This window comes from Geodermatophilus sp. SYSU D00703 (assembly GCF_054050155.1).
This window is the reverse complement of record NZ_JBJGYU010000014.1, coordinates 48,934-65,890: the sequence shown is the minus strand read 5'-3', so window position 1 is coordinate 65,890 and position 16,957 is coordinate 48,934. Positions and strand designations below refer to the sequence as shown.

Sequence of the window (16,957 nt, the reverse complement as noted above, 5' to 3'; positions counted from 1 at the left end):
GCTCCGAGCCGCCCCGTGGCTCCGCCACACCGATCCCGACAGGAGGTTGCCGTGGACACCGGCGACACCGCCTGGGTTCTCGCCAGCGCCGCCCTGGTGCTGTTCATGACCCCGGGTCTGGCGCTCTTCTACGGCGGCATGGTCCGCGCGAAGAGCGTCCTCAACATGATGATGATGAGCTTCGGCGCGCTCGCCCTCATCGGCGTGCTCTGGGTGCTCTACGGCTACTCGATCGCCTTCGGCAACGACGTCGGCGGTGGCCTCCTGGGCGACCCGTTCGAGTTCTTCGGTCTGTCCTCGCTGATCGGCACCGGCGGCCTCGACGCCGCCTTCGCGCCGGAGAACCTGGTCTTCACCATCCCGTCGCTGGCCTTCGTCGCCTTCCAGGCGGTCTTCGCGATCATCACCGTCGCGCTGATCTCCGGCGCCATCGCCGACCGCGCCCGCTTCGGCCCGTGGATGGTCTTCGCCGGCATCTGGGCCACGGTCGTCTACTTCCCGGTCGCCCACTGGGTGTTCGCCTTCGACGGGGCGGAGTCCGAGACGGGTGGCTGGATCGCCAACGACCTGCTGGCCATCGACTTCGCCGGTGGGACCGCGGTGCACATCAACGCCGGTGCCGCCGGCCTGGCGCTGGCCCTCGTGCTGGGCAAGCGGCGGGGCTTCGGCCGCGACCCGATGCGCCCGCACAACCTGCCGCTGGTCATGATCGGCGCCGGCATCCTGTGGTTCGGCTGGTTCGGCTTCAACGCCGGTTCGGCGCTGTCGGCCAACGGGCAGGCCGCCGAGGTCTTCGTGACCACGCTGGCCGCCACCGGTGCGGCCACCCTGGGCTGGCTGCTCACGGAGAAGCTGCGCGACGGGCACGCCACCTCGCTGGGCGCCGCCTCCGGCGTCGTCGCGGGCCTGGTGGCCATCACCCCGGCCTGCTCCTCGGTCACCCCGGTCGGCGCCCTCTTCGTCGGCGCGATCGCCGGCATCGTCTGCGCCCTGGCAGTGGGCCTCAAGTACAAGCTGGGCTACGACGACTCCCTCGACGTCGTCGGCGTCCACCTCGTCGGTGGCCTGTGGGGCACCCTCGCGGTCGGACTGTTCGCCTCCGCGGCGACGACGGCCGGTGTCGACGGCCTCTTCTACGGCGGCGGTCTCGACCAGCTGTGGCGGCAGGCCACAGGGGCCCTCGCGGTGCTCGTCTACTCGTTCGTCCTCACGCTGGTCATCGGGTTCGCCATCGCCAAGACGATGCGCTTCCGGATCACCGAGGAGGAGGAGGTCAGCGGCATCGACGGCGCCGTGCACGCTGAGACCGGCTACGACCTCGCCTCGCTCGGGGGCGGGGGCGGCAGCGCTGCCACACTCTCTGCCCAGGCACACGCCGCCACGCAGGACCCGGCGCACCGGGAGACGGCCCGCAACACGGAAGGGATCCGGGCATGAAGCTCGTCACCGCCATCGTCAAGCCGTTCAAGCTCGACGACGTCAAGAACGCCCTCGAGCTGATCGGGATCGCGGGGCTCACCGTCAGCGAGGTCCAGGGCTTCGGCCGCCAGCGGGGCCACACCGAGGTCTACCGCGGCGCGGAGTACCAGGTGGACTTCGTGCCCAAGGTCCGCATCGAGGTCGTCGTCAGTGAGTTCGACGCTGCCCGGGTCGTGGACGCCATCGTCGAGGCCGCGAGCACCGGCCAGATCGGCGACGGGAAGGTGTGGGTGACGACGATCGACGAGATCGTCCGCGTCCGCACCGGTGAACGCGGCGCCGACGCCCTCTAGGGCCAGCACGACTGCCGGCCGGGGTGGTGGGAGGACCCGCCACCCCGGCCGGTGCCTTTCTCGAGACGGAACCGAGTCTCGAGACGGAACCGAGTCTCGAGACGGAACCGAGTCTCGAGACGGAACCGAGCGGAGGGGGAGACGTGCTGGACACCGGGTCGCTGCCCGCACTGTCGCGGGCGGAGCGGGTGGCGGTCCTCGACGACTGGCTCACCGGCCTGCTCGACGAGGCCGTGGCGGGGACCCCGCCGCCCCGCCCGCGCCGTGGCGGTGCGCCGCCACGCACCGGGATCGACGGGGTCGCGCTCGTCGCCGTCGGCAGCCTGGGCCGCCGGGAGCCGCCGCCGCACGGGGATCTCGACCTGGTCCTGGTGCACGACGGCCGCCCGGAGATCGCCGCCCTCGCCGACGCCGTCTGGTACCCGATCTGGGACGCCGGCCTGCGCCTGGACCACTCGGTGCGGACCGTCTCGGAGGCCGTCGGCGTGGCCTCCACCGACGTCAAGGCCGGACTCGGGCTGCTCGACGCCCGGCTGGTGGCCGGCGACGCCGACCTCGCGGCCGCGCTCCGTACCGCGACCCTGGCCAGCTGGCGGCAGTCGGCGTCCCGGCTGCTGCCGCAGCTGCGCGACCTGCGGCGCGGCCGCGCCCGGCAGGTCGGCGAGCTGGCCTTCCTGCTCGAGCCCGACCTCAAGGAGGCCTACGGCGGGCTGCGGGAGGGGCAGGTGCTGCGCGCGGTGGCCGCCGCGCAGCTGGCCGACGAACCCGCGGCCGAGGCCGAGGAGGCCTACGCGTTCCTGCTCGCCGTCCGTGACGAGCTGCGCCGGCGGTCCGGCCGGCCCAGCGACGTGCTGGTCCGTCAGGAGCAGCGCCCGGTGGCGGTCGCGCTGGGGCTGGCCGACGAGGACGCGCTGCTGCGCGAGGTGAGCCTGGCCGGGCGCCGGCTCGCGTTCGTCGCCGACGAGACCTGGCGGCGGGTCGAGGCGTCCCTGGTCCGCCGTCCCCGCGGCCGCTACCGCCGGGTGCGCCGGGAACCGCTGGCCGAGGGCGTGGTGCGCCAGGGGGACGAGGTCGTGCTCGCCCGCGACGCCCGCCCGGCCGCCGACCCCGGCCTGGTGCTCCGCGGTGCCGCGGCCGCGGCCCGCGCAGACCTGCTGCTGTCCCCGTACACGCTCAAGGTGCTCGCGGTGCACTCGCCGCCCGTGCCGGAGCCGTGGCCGGCCGAGGTGCGCTGGTCGTTCCTCCGCCTGCTGGCCAGCGGCCGCTCCGCCGTCGCGGTGCTCGAGCAGCTCGACCAGGAGGGCCTGCTGTCCCGCCTGCTGCCCGAGTGGGACCGCGTGCGGTCGCTGCCGCAGCGCCACCCGTGGCACCGGTTCACCGTCGACCGGCACCTGGTGGAGGCCGCCGCGGCCGCGGCCGAGCTGACCCACGACGTCGACCGTCCCGACCTCCTGCTGGTCGGCGCGCTGCTGCACGACATCGGCAAGGGCTGGCCCGGCGACCACAGCGAGGTCGGGGAGCCGGTCGCGGCGCAGATCGCCACCCGGATGGGCTTCTCCGAGGCCGACGTCGCCACCCTGGCCGCGATGGTGCGCCACCACCTGCTGCTGCCCGACACCGCCACCCGCCGCGACATCGACGACCCCACCACCGTCGACCGGGTCGCGGCGACCATCGGGCACGACCCGGCGCTGCTGCAGCTGCTGCACGCCCTGGCCCAGGCCGACGGCGCGGCCACGAGCAGCTCGGCGTGGAGCCCGTGGAAGGCCCACCTGGTGGCCGCCCTCGTCGCCCGCGTCCAGGCCAGGCTCGGCGGCGCCCCGGTCCACGAGCCGGAGCCGGTGCTGCAGGCCGTCGAGCCCCAGGTCAGCTCCGAGGGGACGCACGGGGTGAGCGTCGGCGTGGAGGACGTCGCCGACGGCCAGCAGGTCACCTTCACCGCGCCCGACCGGCACGGGCTGTTCAGCAACCTGGCCGGCGTGCTCGCCCTCAACCAGCTCGACGTCCGGGCCGCCAAGGTCAACGTGGTCGCGGGGCGGGCCACCGCGGTGTTCGCCGTCCGGCCGCGGTTCGGGCGGGTGCCGGTCCCGTCGATCCTGGCGGACGCCGTGCGGGCGGCCCTGGAGGGCACCCTGCCGCTGGCCGACCGGCTGCGGCAGCGCGAGGCCGACTACCGCCAGGACGCCGCCCGGACCGCGGGGCCACGGATCGCGTGGCACAACGGCGAGGTGACCGGCGACGCGACCGGCATCGTAGAGGTGCGCGCCGGGGACCGGGCGGGCCTGCTGTACCGGCTCACCGCCGCGATCGCCGCCGAGGGCCTGGACGTGACGTCGGCGCGGATCGAGACCCTCGGCGCCGACGCGGCCGACCACTTCTACGTGTGCAACCCGTCGGGCGAGCCGATCGACGGCGAGCAGCGGGCCCGCGTGGACGCCGCGCTGGCGGCCGCCGTGCGCGGCGCGGTGCCCGATCCGGTGACCGCGCCGGGGGACACGCCGGGCTGAGGTCCCCGGATCTGTCGGACCCCCGTGTCACCCTCGCGGGCGAGGAGGGCGGAACGGTCCCGTCGTCCGGGGAGGGGACTGCGCATGCACCACCGGTCCTTCGGGGTCGCGACGGCCGAGGCGCGCGTGTGGCACTGCCCGGCCTGCGGGGACGACCGGGAGTTCGTGCAGCCCCCGTGTGTCGACGGCCACACCGCCGACGGCGGCGAGTGCCCCGAGTGGGCCTGCGCCGACTGCGGGACGGCGGTGTTCGCCGCCGTCCCGGTCGCCGTCGTGGCGGTCGCCGCGCGCCGCGCCGCCTGAGGAGCCCTCGCTCGCTGCAGGCTCGGGGCGGCGCCCTGGCGGGGTCATCAGTGTGGGCCGCCGTCTCGGGCGCTGCGCTCGTTAGGCTGGTCGGGAGGTGGCGCGACGGTCCCGGGGTCCCGGGTGCCGGCAGCCGAGCAGCCGGTCGGTCCGACCGGCCGGCCGCGCCCGCGAGTTCTGCGAGGACGTGCTGTGTTCGAGACCCTCTCCGATCGCCTCGACAAGGTCTTCAGCGGCCTGCGTGGCAAGGGCCGGCTCACCGACGCCGACATCGACGCGACCGCGCGCGAGATCCGCATCGCGCTGCTGGAGGCCGACGTCGCCCTGCCGGTGGTGCGGGCCTTCATCACCGCGGTCAAGGAACGGGCGCGCGGCGCCGACGTCTCGCAGGCGCTCAACCCGGCCCAGCAGGTCATCAAGATCGTCAACGAGGAGCTCATCGAGATCCTCGGCGGCGAGACCCGCCGGCTGCGCTACGCCAAGCAGTCGCCGACAGTCATCATGCTCGCCGGTCTGCAGGGGTCCGGTAAGACGACGCTGGCCGGCAAGCTCGGTCGCTGGCTCAAGGCCCAGGGCCACACCCCGCTGCTGGTCGCCGCTGACCTGCAGCGGCCCAACGCGGTCAACCAGCTCTCGATCGTCGCCGGCCAGGCGGGGGTCGACGTCTTCGCGCCCGAGCCGGGCAACGGCGTCGGCGACCCGATCCGCGTCGCCGCCGACTCCATCGAGCACGCTCGCCGCACCATGCACGACGTCGTGGTGGTCGACACCGCCGGCCGGCTGGGCATCGACGCCGAGCTGATGGCGCAGGCCGCGGGCATCCGCGACGCCGTGCAGCCGGACGAGACGCTGTTCGTCGTCGACGCGATGATCGGCCAGGACGCCGTCACGACCGCGGAGGCCTTCCGCGACGGCGTCGGGTTCTCCGGCGTCGTCCTCACCAAGCTCGACGGCGACGCCCGCGGTGGTGCCGCGCTGTCGGTCCGGTACGTGACCGGCCAGCCGATCATGTTCGCCTCCACCGGCGAGAAGCTCACCGACTTCGACGTCTTCCACCCCGAGCGGATGGCCTCGCGCATCCTCGGCATGGGCGACGTCCTCACGCTCATCGAGCAGGCCGAGCAGGCCTTCGACGCCGAGCAGGCGGAGAAGATGGCCGGCAAGCTCGCCTCGCGGGAGGGCTTCACCCTCGAGGACTTCCTCGAGCAGATGATGGCCATCCGCAAGATGGGTCCGATCGCCAACCTGCTGGGCATGCTGCCCGGCGCGGGGGCGATGAAGGAGCAGCTCAAGCAGGTCGACGACCGCGACCTGGACCGCACCGCGGCGATCATCCGGTCGATGACCCCCGAGGAGCGGGTCAACTCCAAGATCATCAACGCGTCGCGGCGGGTGCGCATCGCCAACGGCTCCGGCGTGACCGTCACCGAGGTCAACCAACTGCTGGAGCGGTTCGCGCAGGCCCAGAAGATGATGGGCCAGATGGCCGGCAGCATGGGGCTGCCCGGCATGGGCCCGATGTCGAAGAAGGCCCGCGGCCGGCAGATGCAGGCGCAGTCGAAGAAGGGCAAGAAGGGCAAGGGGAAGGGCAAGGGCGGTCCCGCCCGCCGGCCCATGGGCGCTCCCGGCCTGCCGCCCGGCGCGGGCTTCCCCGGCGGACTGCCAGGCGGGATGCCCGGTGGGATCCCTGGCGGGATGCCGACCCTGCCGCCCGGTCAGGGCCTGCCCGACCTCACCAAGCTGAACTTCGACCAGTTCAAGGACGACCGGCCGTGACCCCGGCCCGCATCCGGCGGTGACGGCGCCGGCTCTGCACCTCGCCGGCGTCCTGCTGCCCGAGGCCGAGCACCGCGACGTGTGGGTCCGGGACGGGCGGCTGACCTTCGACCCGGTCCCCGGCGCGGAGACCGTCAGCCGCGGCGGCTGGTTGCTGCCGGGGCTGGTCGACGCGCACTGCCACGTGGGCATCGGCCGGGGCGGCGTGCACGTCGAGGACCTCGCCGGCCTGCGCGAGCAGGCGGTCGCCGAGCGGGACGCCGGGGTGCTGGCCCTGCGCGACTGCGGCTCACCGGTCGACACCCGCGCGCTGGACGGCGAGCCGGACCTGCCGCGCATCGTCCGCGCCGGCCGGCACCTGGCGGCACCGCGGCGCTACATCCCCGGGCTGGCGGTGGAGCTCGCGCCCGACGACCTCGCGGCCGAGGTGCGCGTGCAGGCCCGCCGCGGCGACGGCTGGGTGAAGCTCGTCGGCGACTGGATCGACCGCGGTGCCGGTGACCTGGCGCCCGAGTGGCCGGCCGAGGCCATCGCCGCCGCGATCGCGGTCGCGCACGGGGAGGGGGCGCGGGTCACCGCGCACACCTTCGGCACCGACGCGCTGCCCGACCTCATCCGCGCGGGCATCGACTGCATCGAGCACGGCACGGGCCTCACCGAGGAGTTGATCGGCGAGATGGCCGCCCGCGGCACCGCGGTCGTCCCGACGCTGGTCAACGTGGAGAACTTCCCCTCGTTCGCGGCCGCGGGGGAGGCACGGTTCCCCGCCTACGCCAGCACGATGCGGCGGCTGTACGCGTCCTCGGGCGCGGTGGTCCGGGCGGCATTCGAGGCGGGGGTCCCGGTGTTCGCCGGCACCGACGCCGGCGGCGGGATCGACCACGGCCGCATCGCCGACGAGGTGCGCGCCCTGGCCGCGGCCGGGCTGCCGGCCGAGGCGGCGCTGGCCGCGGCGTCGTGGGCCGCCCGGGACTGGCTCGGCCTGCCCTGCCTCGAGGAGGGCGCGCGGGCCGACCTGGTCGTCTACGACCGCGACCCGCGCGCGGACCTCGACGCCCTGGCCCGCCCGCAGCTCACCGTCCTGCGGGGCCGCGTCTACTGACCGGTCGGTGGGCCCAGCTCGAGGGTGACCTCGGCGCCCGCGGGCGAGGAGGAGACCCGCAGGGCACCGCCGGAGCCCTCCGCGGTCCGGCGGGCGATGTCCAGCCCCAGACCGGTCGAGCCGCCCGCGCTGCTCCCGCGGTCGACGGCGGACGGCGGCAGGCCCGGCCCGCCGTCGGCCACGGTGACCTCCGCGCCGCCCCCGGTCCGCGGCCGGACGGCGACCTGGAACCCGGTGCCCTCGGGCGTGTGGCTGAAGACGTTGCCCAGCAGCGCGTCGACGGCCGCGCCCAGGTCGGCGGCGGCCACGCGGACCGGCAGCGGTCCCGCGGCGAGGTCGACGTCCACGGCGCGGCGCTCCTCCTCGGCCAGCACCGACCAGAAGCGCACCCGCTCGCCGACGACGGCCGCGGCGTCGCACCCGGCCCCCAGGCCCTCGCGGACGGTCCGCCGCGCCTCGCTGATCACCTCGTCGACGCCGCGGCTGAGCGCGTCGACGTCGCCGAGCAGTCGCTCCCGGTCGGCCGGCGGCAGCGCCTCGACGTCCAGCCGCAGCGCGGTCAGCGGCGTGCGCAGCCGGTGCGCGAGGTCGGCGGCGGCCTCCCGCTCGGCGGCGAGCAGCTCGCCGATGCGACCGGCCAGCCGGTTCATCGCGGTGCCGACCTCGCGGACCTCGTCCGGCCCGGCCGGCGTCACCCGAGCCGCCAGGTCGCCGCTGCCCAGCCGGTGCGCGGTCGTCGCGAGGTCGGTGACCGGCCGGGTGAGCGAGCGCGCCAGCCGGTCGGCGACCAGCAGCGCCAGGAGCAGCAGGACGACGCCCAGCGCGGTCAGCACCAGCCAGGTGCGGGTCACGCCCGCGTGCAGCTCGGCGGCCGGGACGAACACCTCGACGACCGCCGTCCCGTCGTCGCGGCGCACCGGCTGGACCAGGCTCGTGCCGTCCTCGCCCTCGCGGACCTCGGCGCTCGTCGGCGCCGGGTCGTCGCCCAGTGCGCCGACCTCGCCCAGCCAGCCGCCGTCGGTCCAGCGCACCGCCACCGTCCGGACGTCGGAGACCGGCAGTCCGGCGGCCACCTCCGCGCGTTCGTCGAGGCCCACGACGGGGATGAGCAGCTGCAGCTGCACGCGGGCGGCGTCCAGCGCGCGGCCCTCCGCGACCCGGACCACCAGGGCCGCCGCCGGCAGGAGGAAGGCCAGCAGCACCACCGACGTGGTCGCGGCGACCAGCAGCGTGATCTGCCGCCTCACGAACCCGGCTCGGCCAGCCGGACGCCCACGCCGCGGACGGTCTGCAGCAGCCGCGGCTCGGCGGCGGACTCGCCCAGCTTGCGGCGCAGCCAGGACAGGTGGACGTCGACGGTCTTGTCCGAGCCGCCGTAGGGCTGCTGCCAGACCTCGGTGAGCAGCTCCCGCTTGGGCACCACCGTGCCGGCCCGCGCCGCGAGGTAGGCGAGCAGGTCGAACTCCTTCGGCGACAGCTCGACCGGCGCCCCGGCGTGCGTGACCCGGCGGGTACGGGGGTCGACGGTGAGGTCGCCGACGGTCACCGCGGGCGGTCCGCTGTCGGCGCCGGCGGCCCGCCGCAGCACCGCCCGGATGCGCGCCTCCAGCTGGCCCGCGGAGAAGGGCTTGACCACGTAGTCGTCGGCGCCGGCGTCCAGGGCGGCCACGACGCTGCCGTCGTCGTCCCGCGCCGTCGCGACGATCACCGGGACGGCGGAGACGGCGCGCAGCATGCGCAGCAACTGGCCGCCGTCGAGGTCGGGCAGCCCGAGGTCGAGGACGACGAGGTCGGGGCGGTCCTCCACGGCCGACTGCAGGCCGGTCAGGGCGGTGCCGGCCGAGCTCACCGCGTGGCCGCGCTCGCGCAGCGCACGGATCAGCGCGGTACGGATGCGCTCGTCGTCCTCCACCACCAGGAGCTGGGCCACGGCCGGACGCTAGCGCCGCCGCGCGCCGACGGCGTCCCCCAGCCGAGGGGTGTGATCACGTGCCGTCCCTTGGCATCGTCTTAACGTGGCCTTGACCCACCCGGCGGGACTGTTCGCGCCATGAAGCGAACCGCCGCATTCGGAGCCCTCTGGACCGCCTCGGCGGCCGCGGCCGTCGGGCTCGGCTTCCTCGCCGTGTCCTTCGTCGACGCGGACGCCTCACCCGGCACCCGGCCGGCCGCGGCCACCGCGGTGACGACGTCGGTCCCCGCCCCGTCGGACCAGGGGGACCCGGCCACGCCGTCGCCGGAGCCGCCGGCCGCGCCCTCGGGGGAGTACGTGACCGTGGGGGGCACGGTCTACGCCTCCTGCGACTCCGACGTGCTCGAGGTGGCCGCCGCCCCGGCCGCCGGCTGGTGGCTCGACGACCAGGACGTCACCGGCGAGGTGGAGTTCGAGAGCCCGACGCAGAAGGTCGAGGTGCACGTCTCCTGCGCCGACGGCAGCCCCGCGTTCCTCGACGAGGGCGTCCGGGTGGACGACAACGAGCCGGAGGACTCCTCGCGCAGTTCCGGCCCGGCGTCCTCGAGCCCGTCGTCGGGCGCCACGGCGTCGAGTGCGCCCGTCGACGACTCCGCCGGCCGGGTCGGTGGGGGGCACGGGTCCGACGACCCGCCCGGCGACGACTCTGCGGGCCGCGGGGACGACTCCGGGTCGGACGACGACTCCGGCCGCGGCCGCGGCGGCGACGACTGAGGAACCGGTGCACCCGCCGGGCTCCGGGTACGGAACCCGGCGGTCTCGTGTCCGCGCGGGGGCAGACCCGCGAGCGACCCCACCGGCCCGCCTGGAGGCCGGGCCCTCCCGAGCAGGGACGGGCGTCTCGGGCTCGGCGCGGCGAGAGGGGGCACCTGGAGGCGGTGTCGGCCGGTAGGCCGACAATGTCTTCGTGCTGTTGCGGATGTCCACCCTGTTCCTGCGCACCCTGCGCGACGACCCGGCCGACGCCGAGGTCCCGAGCCACCGCCTGCTGGTCCGGGCCGGCTACATCCGGCGGGCCGCGCCGGGCGGGTTCACCTGGCTGCCGCTGGGCTACCGGGTCTTCCGAAACGTCGAGCGGGTCATCCGCGAGGAGATGGACCGGATGGGCGCGCAGGAGGTGCACTTCCCGGCGCTGCTGCCCCGCGAGCCCTACGAGGCCACCGGCCGCTGGACCGAGTACGGCGACAACCTGTTCCGGCTCAAGGACCGCCGCGGCGTGGACCACCTGCTGGGCCCCACGCACGAGGAGATGTTCACCCTCCTGGTGAAGGACCTGTACTCGTCGTACAAGGACCTCCCGCTGTCGCTGTACCAGATCCAGACCAAGTACCGGGACGAGGCGCGGCCGCGGGCCGGCCTGCTGCGCGGCCGCGAGTTCACGATGAAGGACAGCTACTCCTTCGACGTCGACGACGCCGGCCTGGACAAGAGCTACGCCGCCCACCGCGACGCCTACATCCGGATCTTCGATCGGCTGGGCCTGGAGTACGTCATCGTCTCGGCGATGTCGGGTGCCATGGGCGGGTCGAAGAGCGAGGAGTTCCTGCACCCGACCGAGGTCGGCGAGGACACCTTCGTCCGCTCAGCGGGCGGCTACGCGGCGAACGTGGAGGCGGTCACCACCGTCGTCCCGGACGAGATCCCGCTCGAGGGACTGCCCGAGGCGCACGTCGAGGACACCCCCGACACCCCGACCATCGAGACCCTCGTAGCCGTCGCCCAGCAGCTGTTCCCGGGCGCCGGGTACACCGCCGCGTCGACGCTGAAGAACGTCGTCGTGCTCCTCGTCCACCCCGACGGCAGCCGCGAGCCGCTCGTCATCGGCATCCCCGGCGACCGCGAGGTCGACCTCAAGCGCCTGGAGGCGCAGGTCGCGCCGGCCGAGGTCGAGCCCTTCGCCGACTTCGACCGGCACCCGGCGCTGGTCAAGGGCTACATCGGCCCGCAGGTGCTCGGGGCCGGCAGCGACTCGAAGATCCGCTACCTGGTCGACCCGCGCGTCGTGCCCGGCACCCGGTGGATCACCGGGGCCAACGAACCCGGCAAGCACGTCTTCGACCTGGTCGCCGGCCGCGACTTCGGCTGGGACGGCGTCGTCGAGGCGGCCGAGGTGCTGCCCGGCGACCTCGCCCCGGACGGCTCCGGCCCGCTGGAGCTGGCCCGCGGCGTGGAGATCGGCCACATCTTCCAGCTGGGCCGCAAGTACGCCGAGGCCCTGGAGCTGAAGGTCCTCGACGAGAACGGCAAGCTGGTCACGGTGACCATGGGCTCCTACGGCATCGGCGTCTCGCGGGCCGTGGCGGCGATCGCCGAGTCCACCCACGACGAGCTCGGCCTGGTCTGGCCGCGGGAGATCGCCCCGGCCGACGTGCACGTCGTCGCCACCGGCAAGGACGCCGCGGTCTTCGAGGCCGCCGAGACCCTCGCCCAGGAGCTGGTCGCCGCGGGGGTGACCGTGCTCTACGACGACCGGCCGAAGGTCTCGCCGGGGGTCAAGTTCAAGGACGCCGAGCTGCTGGGCATGCCGACGATCGTCACGGTCGGCCGCGGGCTGGCCGACGGCGTCCTCGAGCTGCGGGACCGCGCGACCGGCGAGCGCGAGCAGGTGCCGGTCGGCGAGGCCGCCGCGCGCGTGCTGGCCGCCGTCCGGGGGTGAAGGGAGACGGATCCCTCTGCCCCCCGCCGCTCGCAAGCTCGCGACGGACCGTGCAGAGGGGCCGGACGTAGCTCAGCAGGGGTCCGGATCGGCCACGAGTTCGACCTCGTAGCCGTCGGCGTCCTCGAGGTAGGCGGCCCGGTGCTCCGGGCCGCCGGCGAACGGGTGCCGGTCGGGGAAGAGCAGCCGCCAGCCGTGGGACGGCGCCTCGGCGACGAGGCGGTCGAGCTCGGCGGGCGAGCCCGCGTGGAACGCCAGGTGGTTGAGGCCCGGGGCGCACCGGTCGTGCCGGCCGCAGGCCATGGCGGGGGACTGCTCGACGACGACGTAGACCTCGCCCGACCGCCAGGACCGCCCGTGGGACCAGGACTGGTACGGCTCCGCGCCGAGCGCGGTCAGCAGCCAGCCCCAGGAGCGGTGGGCGCGGGCCAGGTCGGGGACCCAGAGCTCGATGTGGTGCAGCAGGCCTCGCCTCGGCATGGGGTCATCCTGCGGGATCTGGCATGATGGTCGGTCGAACACGGCGACGGGCGGCCCTCTCACCCCCGACTGCCGTGTCCCTGGCTCCGCCCCGGCGTACCCCACGCGTCCGTCCGGCGAGCAACCGACGAAAGCGTTCGAGGAGAACACGAGCCACCGTGGCCACCAAGATCAAGCTCATGCGCCTGGGCAAGATGCGCGCCCCGTACTACCGGATCGTCGTCGCCGACGCCCGCACCAAGCGGGACGGCCGCTCGATCGAGACGATCGGCAAGTACCACCCGAAGGAGGACCCGTCCTTCATCGAGGTCGACTCCGAGCGGGCGCAGTACTGGCTGGGTGTCGGCGCGCAGCCGACCGAGGCCGTCGCCGCCATCTTCCGGGTGACCGGTGACTGGCAGAAGTTCAAGGGCGAGCCGGCCCCGCCGCCCATGAAGGTCGCCGCCCCGAAGCCGGACAAGAAGGCCCTCTACGAGGAGGCCGTCCGCAACGCCGGTGAGGAGCCGGCTGCCGGCGCCACCACCCCGAGGAAGAAGGCCGCCCCCAAGGCCGACGACGCCGCCGCGGCCACCACCGGGGACGCCGCCGCCGAGACGCCCGCCGAGTAAGACGTGCTCGAAGAGGCGCTCGAGCACCTGGTCAAGGGCATCGTCGACCACCCCGAGGACGTCACGGTCGACCTGCTCAGCAGTCGCCGCGGCAAGACCCTCGAGGTCCGGGTGCACCCCGACGACCTGGGCAAGGTCATCGGCCGGGGCGGCCGCACCGCCAAGGCGCTGCGCACCGTGATGACCGGCGTCGGCGGGCGGGGCCTGCGGGTCGACGTCGTCGACACCGACGGGCGCTGAGCCCTCCCTCGGAGGGCTCGCTCTTCGATGGACCCAGCCGCCAACGACCTCACCGACACCGTGGTGGTCGGCCGCATCGGCCGGCCCCACGGTGTGCGTGGTGAGGTGACCGTCGAGGTCCGCACCGACGACCCCGACCTCCGCTTCGCCCCGGGCACCGCCCTGCGCACCGAGCCCGCCGCGCGCGGGCCGCTCACCGTCGCCGCTCGCCGCTGGCACCGCGACGTGCTCCTGCTCCAGCTGGACGGCGTCGACAGTCGCGAGGCGGCCGAGGAGCTGCGCAACACCGAGCTGCACGTCCCGGTCGCCGACCTGCCGCAGCTCGACGACCCCGACGTCTTCTACGACCACCAGCTGGTCGGCCTCACCGCCCGCCTGCCGGACGAGACCGTCCTCGGCGAGGTGGCGGCCGTGCGCCACGAGGGCGCCGACCTGCTCGTCGTCCGCCGGAGCGAGGGCGGGGAGCTGCTGGTCCCGTTCGTGGCGGCGATCGTGCCCACCGTGGACGTCCTCGGCGGGTTCGTCGTCGTCGACCCGCCCGAGGGGCTGCTGGACCTGTGAGCGGACACGGGCCCGACGAGCGCGAGGGTACCGGCTTCCGCGTCGACGTCGTCACGATCTTCCCCGAGTACCTGGCGCCGCTGCGCCAGTCGCTGCTGGGCAAGGCCGCCGAGCGCGGCCTGGTCAGCATCGGCGTACACGACCTGCGGCAGTGGACCGACGACGTCCACCGCACCGTCGACGACGCCCCCTACGGCGGCGGGCCCGGCATGGTCATGCGCCCGGAGCCGTGGGCTCGCGCCCTGCAGGCCGTCCGCCCGCCCGGTACGCGGCTCGTCGTGCCCACGCCCGCCGGGCGCCCGTTCACCCAGGCGGTGGCGGCGGAGTGGTCGCGGGAACCGGGCCTGGTCTTCGCCTGCGGCCGCTACGAGGGCATCGACCAGCGGGTCGCCGACTGGGCCGCCGGGGCGGGACCGGTGTCGGAGGTCTCCATCGGCGACTACGTGCTCGCCGGCGGGGAGTCCGCGGTGCTGGTGATGGTCGAGGCGGTCACCCGGCTGCTGCCCGGCGTGGTCGGCAACCGCGAGTCGGTCGAGTTCGACTCCCACGCCGACGGGCTGCTCGAGGGGCCCTCCTACACGCGGCCGGCGTCCTGGCGCGGCCACGACGTCCCGCCGGTGCTGTTGTCCGGCGACCACGCCGCGATCGCCCGGTGGCGCCGGGCGGAGTCCCTGCGCCGGACGGCGGACCGCCGCCCCGACCTGCTGGCGTCCCTTCCGGAGGACGCGCTGACGCCTGCCGATCGGGCCGTCCTCGGCGATGCCTGAGCGCGCGTGGGTGCGCCCGACCGCGCGCGTGGTCGTGCTGGACCCCGCCGGGCGGGTGCTGCTGCTCGGCGCGCGGCTGACCGACCCCGCGGTACCGCCCGGCGACGTGCTGTTCTGGTACACGCCAGGCGGGGGAGTGGAGCCCGGGGAGAGCGTGCGCGACGCCGCCGCCCGCGAGCTGGCGGAGGAGATCGGGCTGCTCGTGGCGCCCGCCGCGCTCGAGGGCCCGGTGTGGTTCCGGCGACACGTCGGTCCCTTCGCCGGCGTCCCTATCGACTCCCGGGAGACCTTCTTCGTGCTGCGCGACGTCGTCCACGAGGTCGACCTGCGCGGGCGCACCGAGCTGGAGCTCCTCGGCGAGGAGCCGCACCGCTGGTGGAGCGCCGAGGAGGTCGCGGCGGAGGCCGTGGAGTTCGCCCCGCGGGAGCTCGCCACCCTCCTGCCGGAGCTGTTGCGGGGACCGTGGACGGGGCCGCCGCGCTTCGTCGGCTGAAGATGTGGCACAGTAGAGGACTGCTGCGGACCGTCGGCACGTCGACGGGAGCTCCTCCCGGAGTGCAGCTCCCCGGATCGGACAGCCCGGGCCGCTCGCTGTCCGCACGTGAACGACGTAACCGCTAGGACAGGACTGCCGCGATGAACACCCTGGACGTACTCGACGCCGACTCGCTGCGCGACGACATCCCCGAGTTCCGCCCGGGCGACACCGTCAAGGTGCACGTGCGCGTCATCGAGGGCAACCGCTCGCGCATCCAGGTCTTCCAGGGTGTGGTCATCCGCCGCCAGGGCGGGGGCATCCGCGAGACCTTCACCGTCCGCAAGGTCAGCTTCGGTGTCGGCGTGGAGCGCACCTTCCCCGTGCACACCCCGGTCGTGGAGAAGATCGAGGTCGTGACCCGCGGTGACGTGCGTCGCGCCAAGCTGTACTACCTGCGCGAGCTCCGCGGCAAGGCCGCCAAGATCAAGGAGAAGCGCGAGACCGTCTCTCGCTGACACGCCCCCTCGGCCGGGTGACCGGCCTGACCGCGGCGGGTCTCCCACGGCCGTACGCTGGCTCCGATGACCAGTGACCGGCCCGGGAGGCCCGCCGACGTCGTTCCGGAGGGCGAGGAGCCCCGACCGGCCACCTCTCCCGGGCAGCCGCGATCGCACGCGACCGGGTCCGTCTCGCGCCGCCAACGTCGCCGGGAGCGCAAGGAGGAGCAGAAGAAGGGCTCGCTGTTGCGTGAGCTCCCGGTGCTCCTGGTCGTCGCCTTCGTGCTCGCGCTCCTGGTGAAGACCTTCCTCGTGCAGGCGTTCTTCATCCCCTCCGGGTCGATGGAGCGGACGCTGCACGGCTGTCCGGGCTGCACCGGCGACCGCGTCCTGGTCAACAAGGTGCCCTACTGGTTCGGCGAGCCCGAGCCCGGCGACATCGTCGTCTTCCGGGGGCCGGACACGTGGTCGCCCGAGGTCGACGTCGCCGAGCCCAGCAACTGGTTCACCGGGGCGCTGCTGTGGCTGGGGCGCGCCGTGGGCGTCGCGCCGCCCAGCGAGGACGACTTCGTCAAGCGGGTGATCGCCACCGAGGGCCAGACCGTGGCCTGTTGTGACGCGGAGGGCCGCGTCACGGTGGACGGCGAGCCACTCGACGAGCCCTACATCTATGAGAACACGCCGCTCGAGACGCGGGCCTTCGCTCCCGTCACCGTTCCGGACGGCCGGCTCTGGGTGATGGGTGACCACCGGTCGGCGTCCGCGGACTCGCGCTCCCACGCGGGCGACGAGTACTCCGGGACCATCGCGGTGGACGACGTCATCGGCAAGGCCGCGCTCATCGTCTGGCCGCTGGACCGGTTCGACCTGCTGGACTCGCCCGACATCCAGGGTGTGGAGGCGGCCGGGGAGCCGACGTCCGGGGCCGCCGCCGTGGCCGCCCCGTACGCGCTGGGCCTGGTGGGCGCAGTTCCCCTGACCGCGTGGCGACGACGACGGAGAGCACCCGACCGCCGGCGGACCTGACCGCCGCAACTCGACCGGACCCGCGTACGCCCAGGGCGTGCGCGGGTCTCGTCGTCTCCGGGTGGATCCGGGCGGAAATGGCGTCGTCATGTCGACACGAATGGACCGGTCCCCATTCCCGTGTTCCCCGTGGGACTCGACAATGGCTGAGTGGGGGCTCCGAGAATTCTTCCGAGAATTTCTCGAAAAACGTTCAAGCAACCGTCTCACCC

18 protein-coding genes are annotated in these 16,957 nt (G+C 74.5%); 15 read left to right on the top strand and 3 right to left on the bottom strand.

The features are described from left to right. The first annotated feature begins 51 nt into the window (after positions 1–51). From ACI782_RS14960 to ACI782_RS14935, 6 genes are all read left to right on the top strand, one after another. Positions 52–1,437: an ammonium transporter gene (locus tag ACI782_RS14960; protein WP_456910520.1), complete on the top strand. Its 1,386-nt coding sequence runs from the start codon at positions 52–54 to the stop codon at positions 1,435–1,437. Next, entirely contained in the window at positions 1,434–1,772 is a 339-nt protein-coding gene (locus tag ACI782_RS14955) for a P-II family nitrogen regulator (RefSeq protein WP_456910518.1), read from the top strand. Before ACI782_RS14960 ends, ACI782_RS14955 begins: the two co-directional genes overlap by 4 nt. A gap of 143 nt (positions 1,773–1,915) precedes the next feature. Next, on the top strand, positions 1,916–4,279 hold the full coding sequence (locus ACI782_RS14950; protein ID WP_456910516.1) for a [protein-PII] uridylyltransferase: 2,364 nt from the start codon (positions 1,916–1,918) through the stop codon (positions 4,277–4,279). An 84-nt stretch (positions 4,280–4,363) separates the two neighbouring features. Beyond that, entirely contained in the window at positions 4,364–4,582 is a 219-nt protein-coding gene (locus ACI782_RS14945) for a hypothetical protein (protein ID WP_456910514.1), read from the top strand. A 192-nt stretch (positions 4,583–4,774) separates the two neighbouring features. Continuing rightward, positions 4,775–6,358, top strand: coding sequence for a signal recognition particle protein (gene ffh / locus ACI782_RS14940; protein WP_456910512.1), 1,584 nt, complete (start codon positions 4,775–4,777; stop codon positions 6,356–6,358). Between the two features lie 19 nt (positions 6,359–6,377). Next, a complete protein-coding gene (locus ACI782_RS14935; protein ID WP_456910510.1) occupies positions 6,378–7,460 on the top strand; it encodes an amidohydrolase family protein in 1,083 nt (360 codons plus the stop codon). On the opposite strand, the gene ACI782_RS14930 is transcribed toward ACI782_RS14935, so the two are convergent. Together ACI782_RS14930 and ACI782_RS14925 are read right to left on the bottom strand one after the other, a co-directional pair. After that, the gene (locus ACI782_RS14930; protein WP_456910508.1) at positions 7,454–8,707 is read right to left on the bottom strand and encodes a HAMP domain-containing sensor histidine kinase; all 1,254 of its coding nucleotides are present in this window, start codon (positions 8,705–8,707) and stop codon (positions 7,454–7,456) included. The two genes, ACI782_RS14935 and ACI782_RS14930, sit on opposite strands and share 7 nt — an antisense overlap. Beyond that, positions 8,704–9,390 carry a response regulator transcription factor gene (locus ACI782_RS14925; protein WP_456910506.1) on the bottom strand — a complete coding sequence of 229 codons (687 nt, stop codon included), beginning with the start codon at positions 9,388–9,390 and terminating at the stop codon, positions 8,704–8,706. Before ACI782_RS14925 ends, ACI782_RS14930 begins: the two co-directional genes overlap by 4 nt. Before the next feature lie 120 nt (positions 9,391–9,510). Here ACI782_RS14925 and ACI782_RS14920 point away from each other — a divergent pair, with 120 nt between their 5' ends. Continuing rightward, the gene (locus ACI782_RS14920) at positions 9,511–10,146 is read left to right on the top strand and encodes a hypothetical protein (RefSeq protein WP_456910504.1); all 636 of its coding nucleotides are present in this window, start codon (positions 9,511–9,513) and stop codon (positions 10,144–10,146) included. 193 nt (positions 10,147–10,339) lie between these two features. Continuing rightward, positions 10,340–12,088: a proline--tRNA ligase gene (locus tag ACI782_RS14915; protein WP_456910502.1), complete on the top strand. Its 1,749-nt coding sequence runs from the start codon at positions 10,340–10,342 to the stop codon at positions 12,086–12,088. A 72-nt stretch (positions 12,089–12,160) separates the two neighbouring features. Here ACI782_RS14915 and ACI782_RS14910 read toward each other — a convergent pair whose 3' ends face one another. Further along, a complete protein-coding gene (locus ACI782_RS14910) occupies positions 12,161–12,568 on the bottom strand; it encodes a VOC family protein (RefSeq protein ID WP_456910500.1) in 408 nt (135 codons plus the stop codon). A gap of 158 nt (positions 12,569–12,726) precedes the next feature. Between ACI782_RS14910 and rpsP the strand changes: the two genes are divergently transcribed. From rpsP to lepB, 7 genes are all read left to right on the top strand, one after another. Beyond that, entirely contained in the window at positions 12,727–13,176 is a 450-nt protein-coding gene (rpsP, locus tag ACI782_RS14905; RefSeq protein WP_456910498.1) for a 30S ribosomal protein S16, read from the top strand. A 3-nt stretch (positions 13,177–13,179) separates the two neighbouring features. Continuing rightward, positions 13,180–13,416, top strand: coding sequence for an RNA-binding protein (locus ACI782_RS14900; protein ID WP_456910496.1), 237 nt, complete (start codon positions 13,180–13,182; stop codon positions 13,414–13,416). Positions 13,417–13,443: 27 nt separating this feature from the next. Beyond that, positions 13,444–13,977, top strand: a complete 534-nt coding sequence (gene rimM, locus ACI782_RS14895) for a ribosome maturation factor RimM (protein WP_456910494.1) — start codon at positions 13,444–13,446, stop codon at positions 13,975–13,977. Beyond that, positions 13,974–14,744, top strand: coding sequence for a tRNA (guanosine(37)-N1)-methyltransferase TrmD (gene trmD, locus ACI782_RS14890; protein ID WP_456910492.1), 771 nt, complete (start codon positions 13,974–13,976; stop codon positions 14,742–14,744). Before rimM ends, trmD begins: the two co-directional genes overlap by 4 nt. After that, the gene (locus ACI782_RS14885; protein ID WP_456910490.1) at positions 14,737–15,237 is read left to right on the top strand and encodes an NUDIX hydrolase; all 501 of its coding nucleotides are present in this window, start codon (positions 14,737–14,739) and stop codon (positions 15,235–15,237) included. The genes trmD and ACI782_RS14885 overlap by 8 nt, the downstream gene beginning before the upstream one ends. Before the next feature lie 143 nt (positions 15,238–15,380). After that, on the top strand, positions 15,381–15,737 hold the full coding sequence (rplS, locus tag ACI782_RS14880; protein WP_456910488.1) for a 50S ribosomal protein L19: 357 nt from the start codon (positions 15,381–15,383) through the stop codon (positions 15,735–15,737). Positions 15,738–15,803: 66 nt separating this feature from the next. Then, positions 15,804–16,745: a signal peptidase I gene (lepB, locus tag ACI782_RS14875; RefSeq protein WP_456910486.1), complete on the top strand. Its 942-nt coding sequence runs from the start codon at positions 15,804–15,806 to the stop codon at positions 16,743–16,745. Positions 16,746–16,957: the final 212 nt, after the last annotated feature.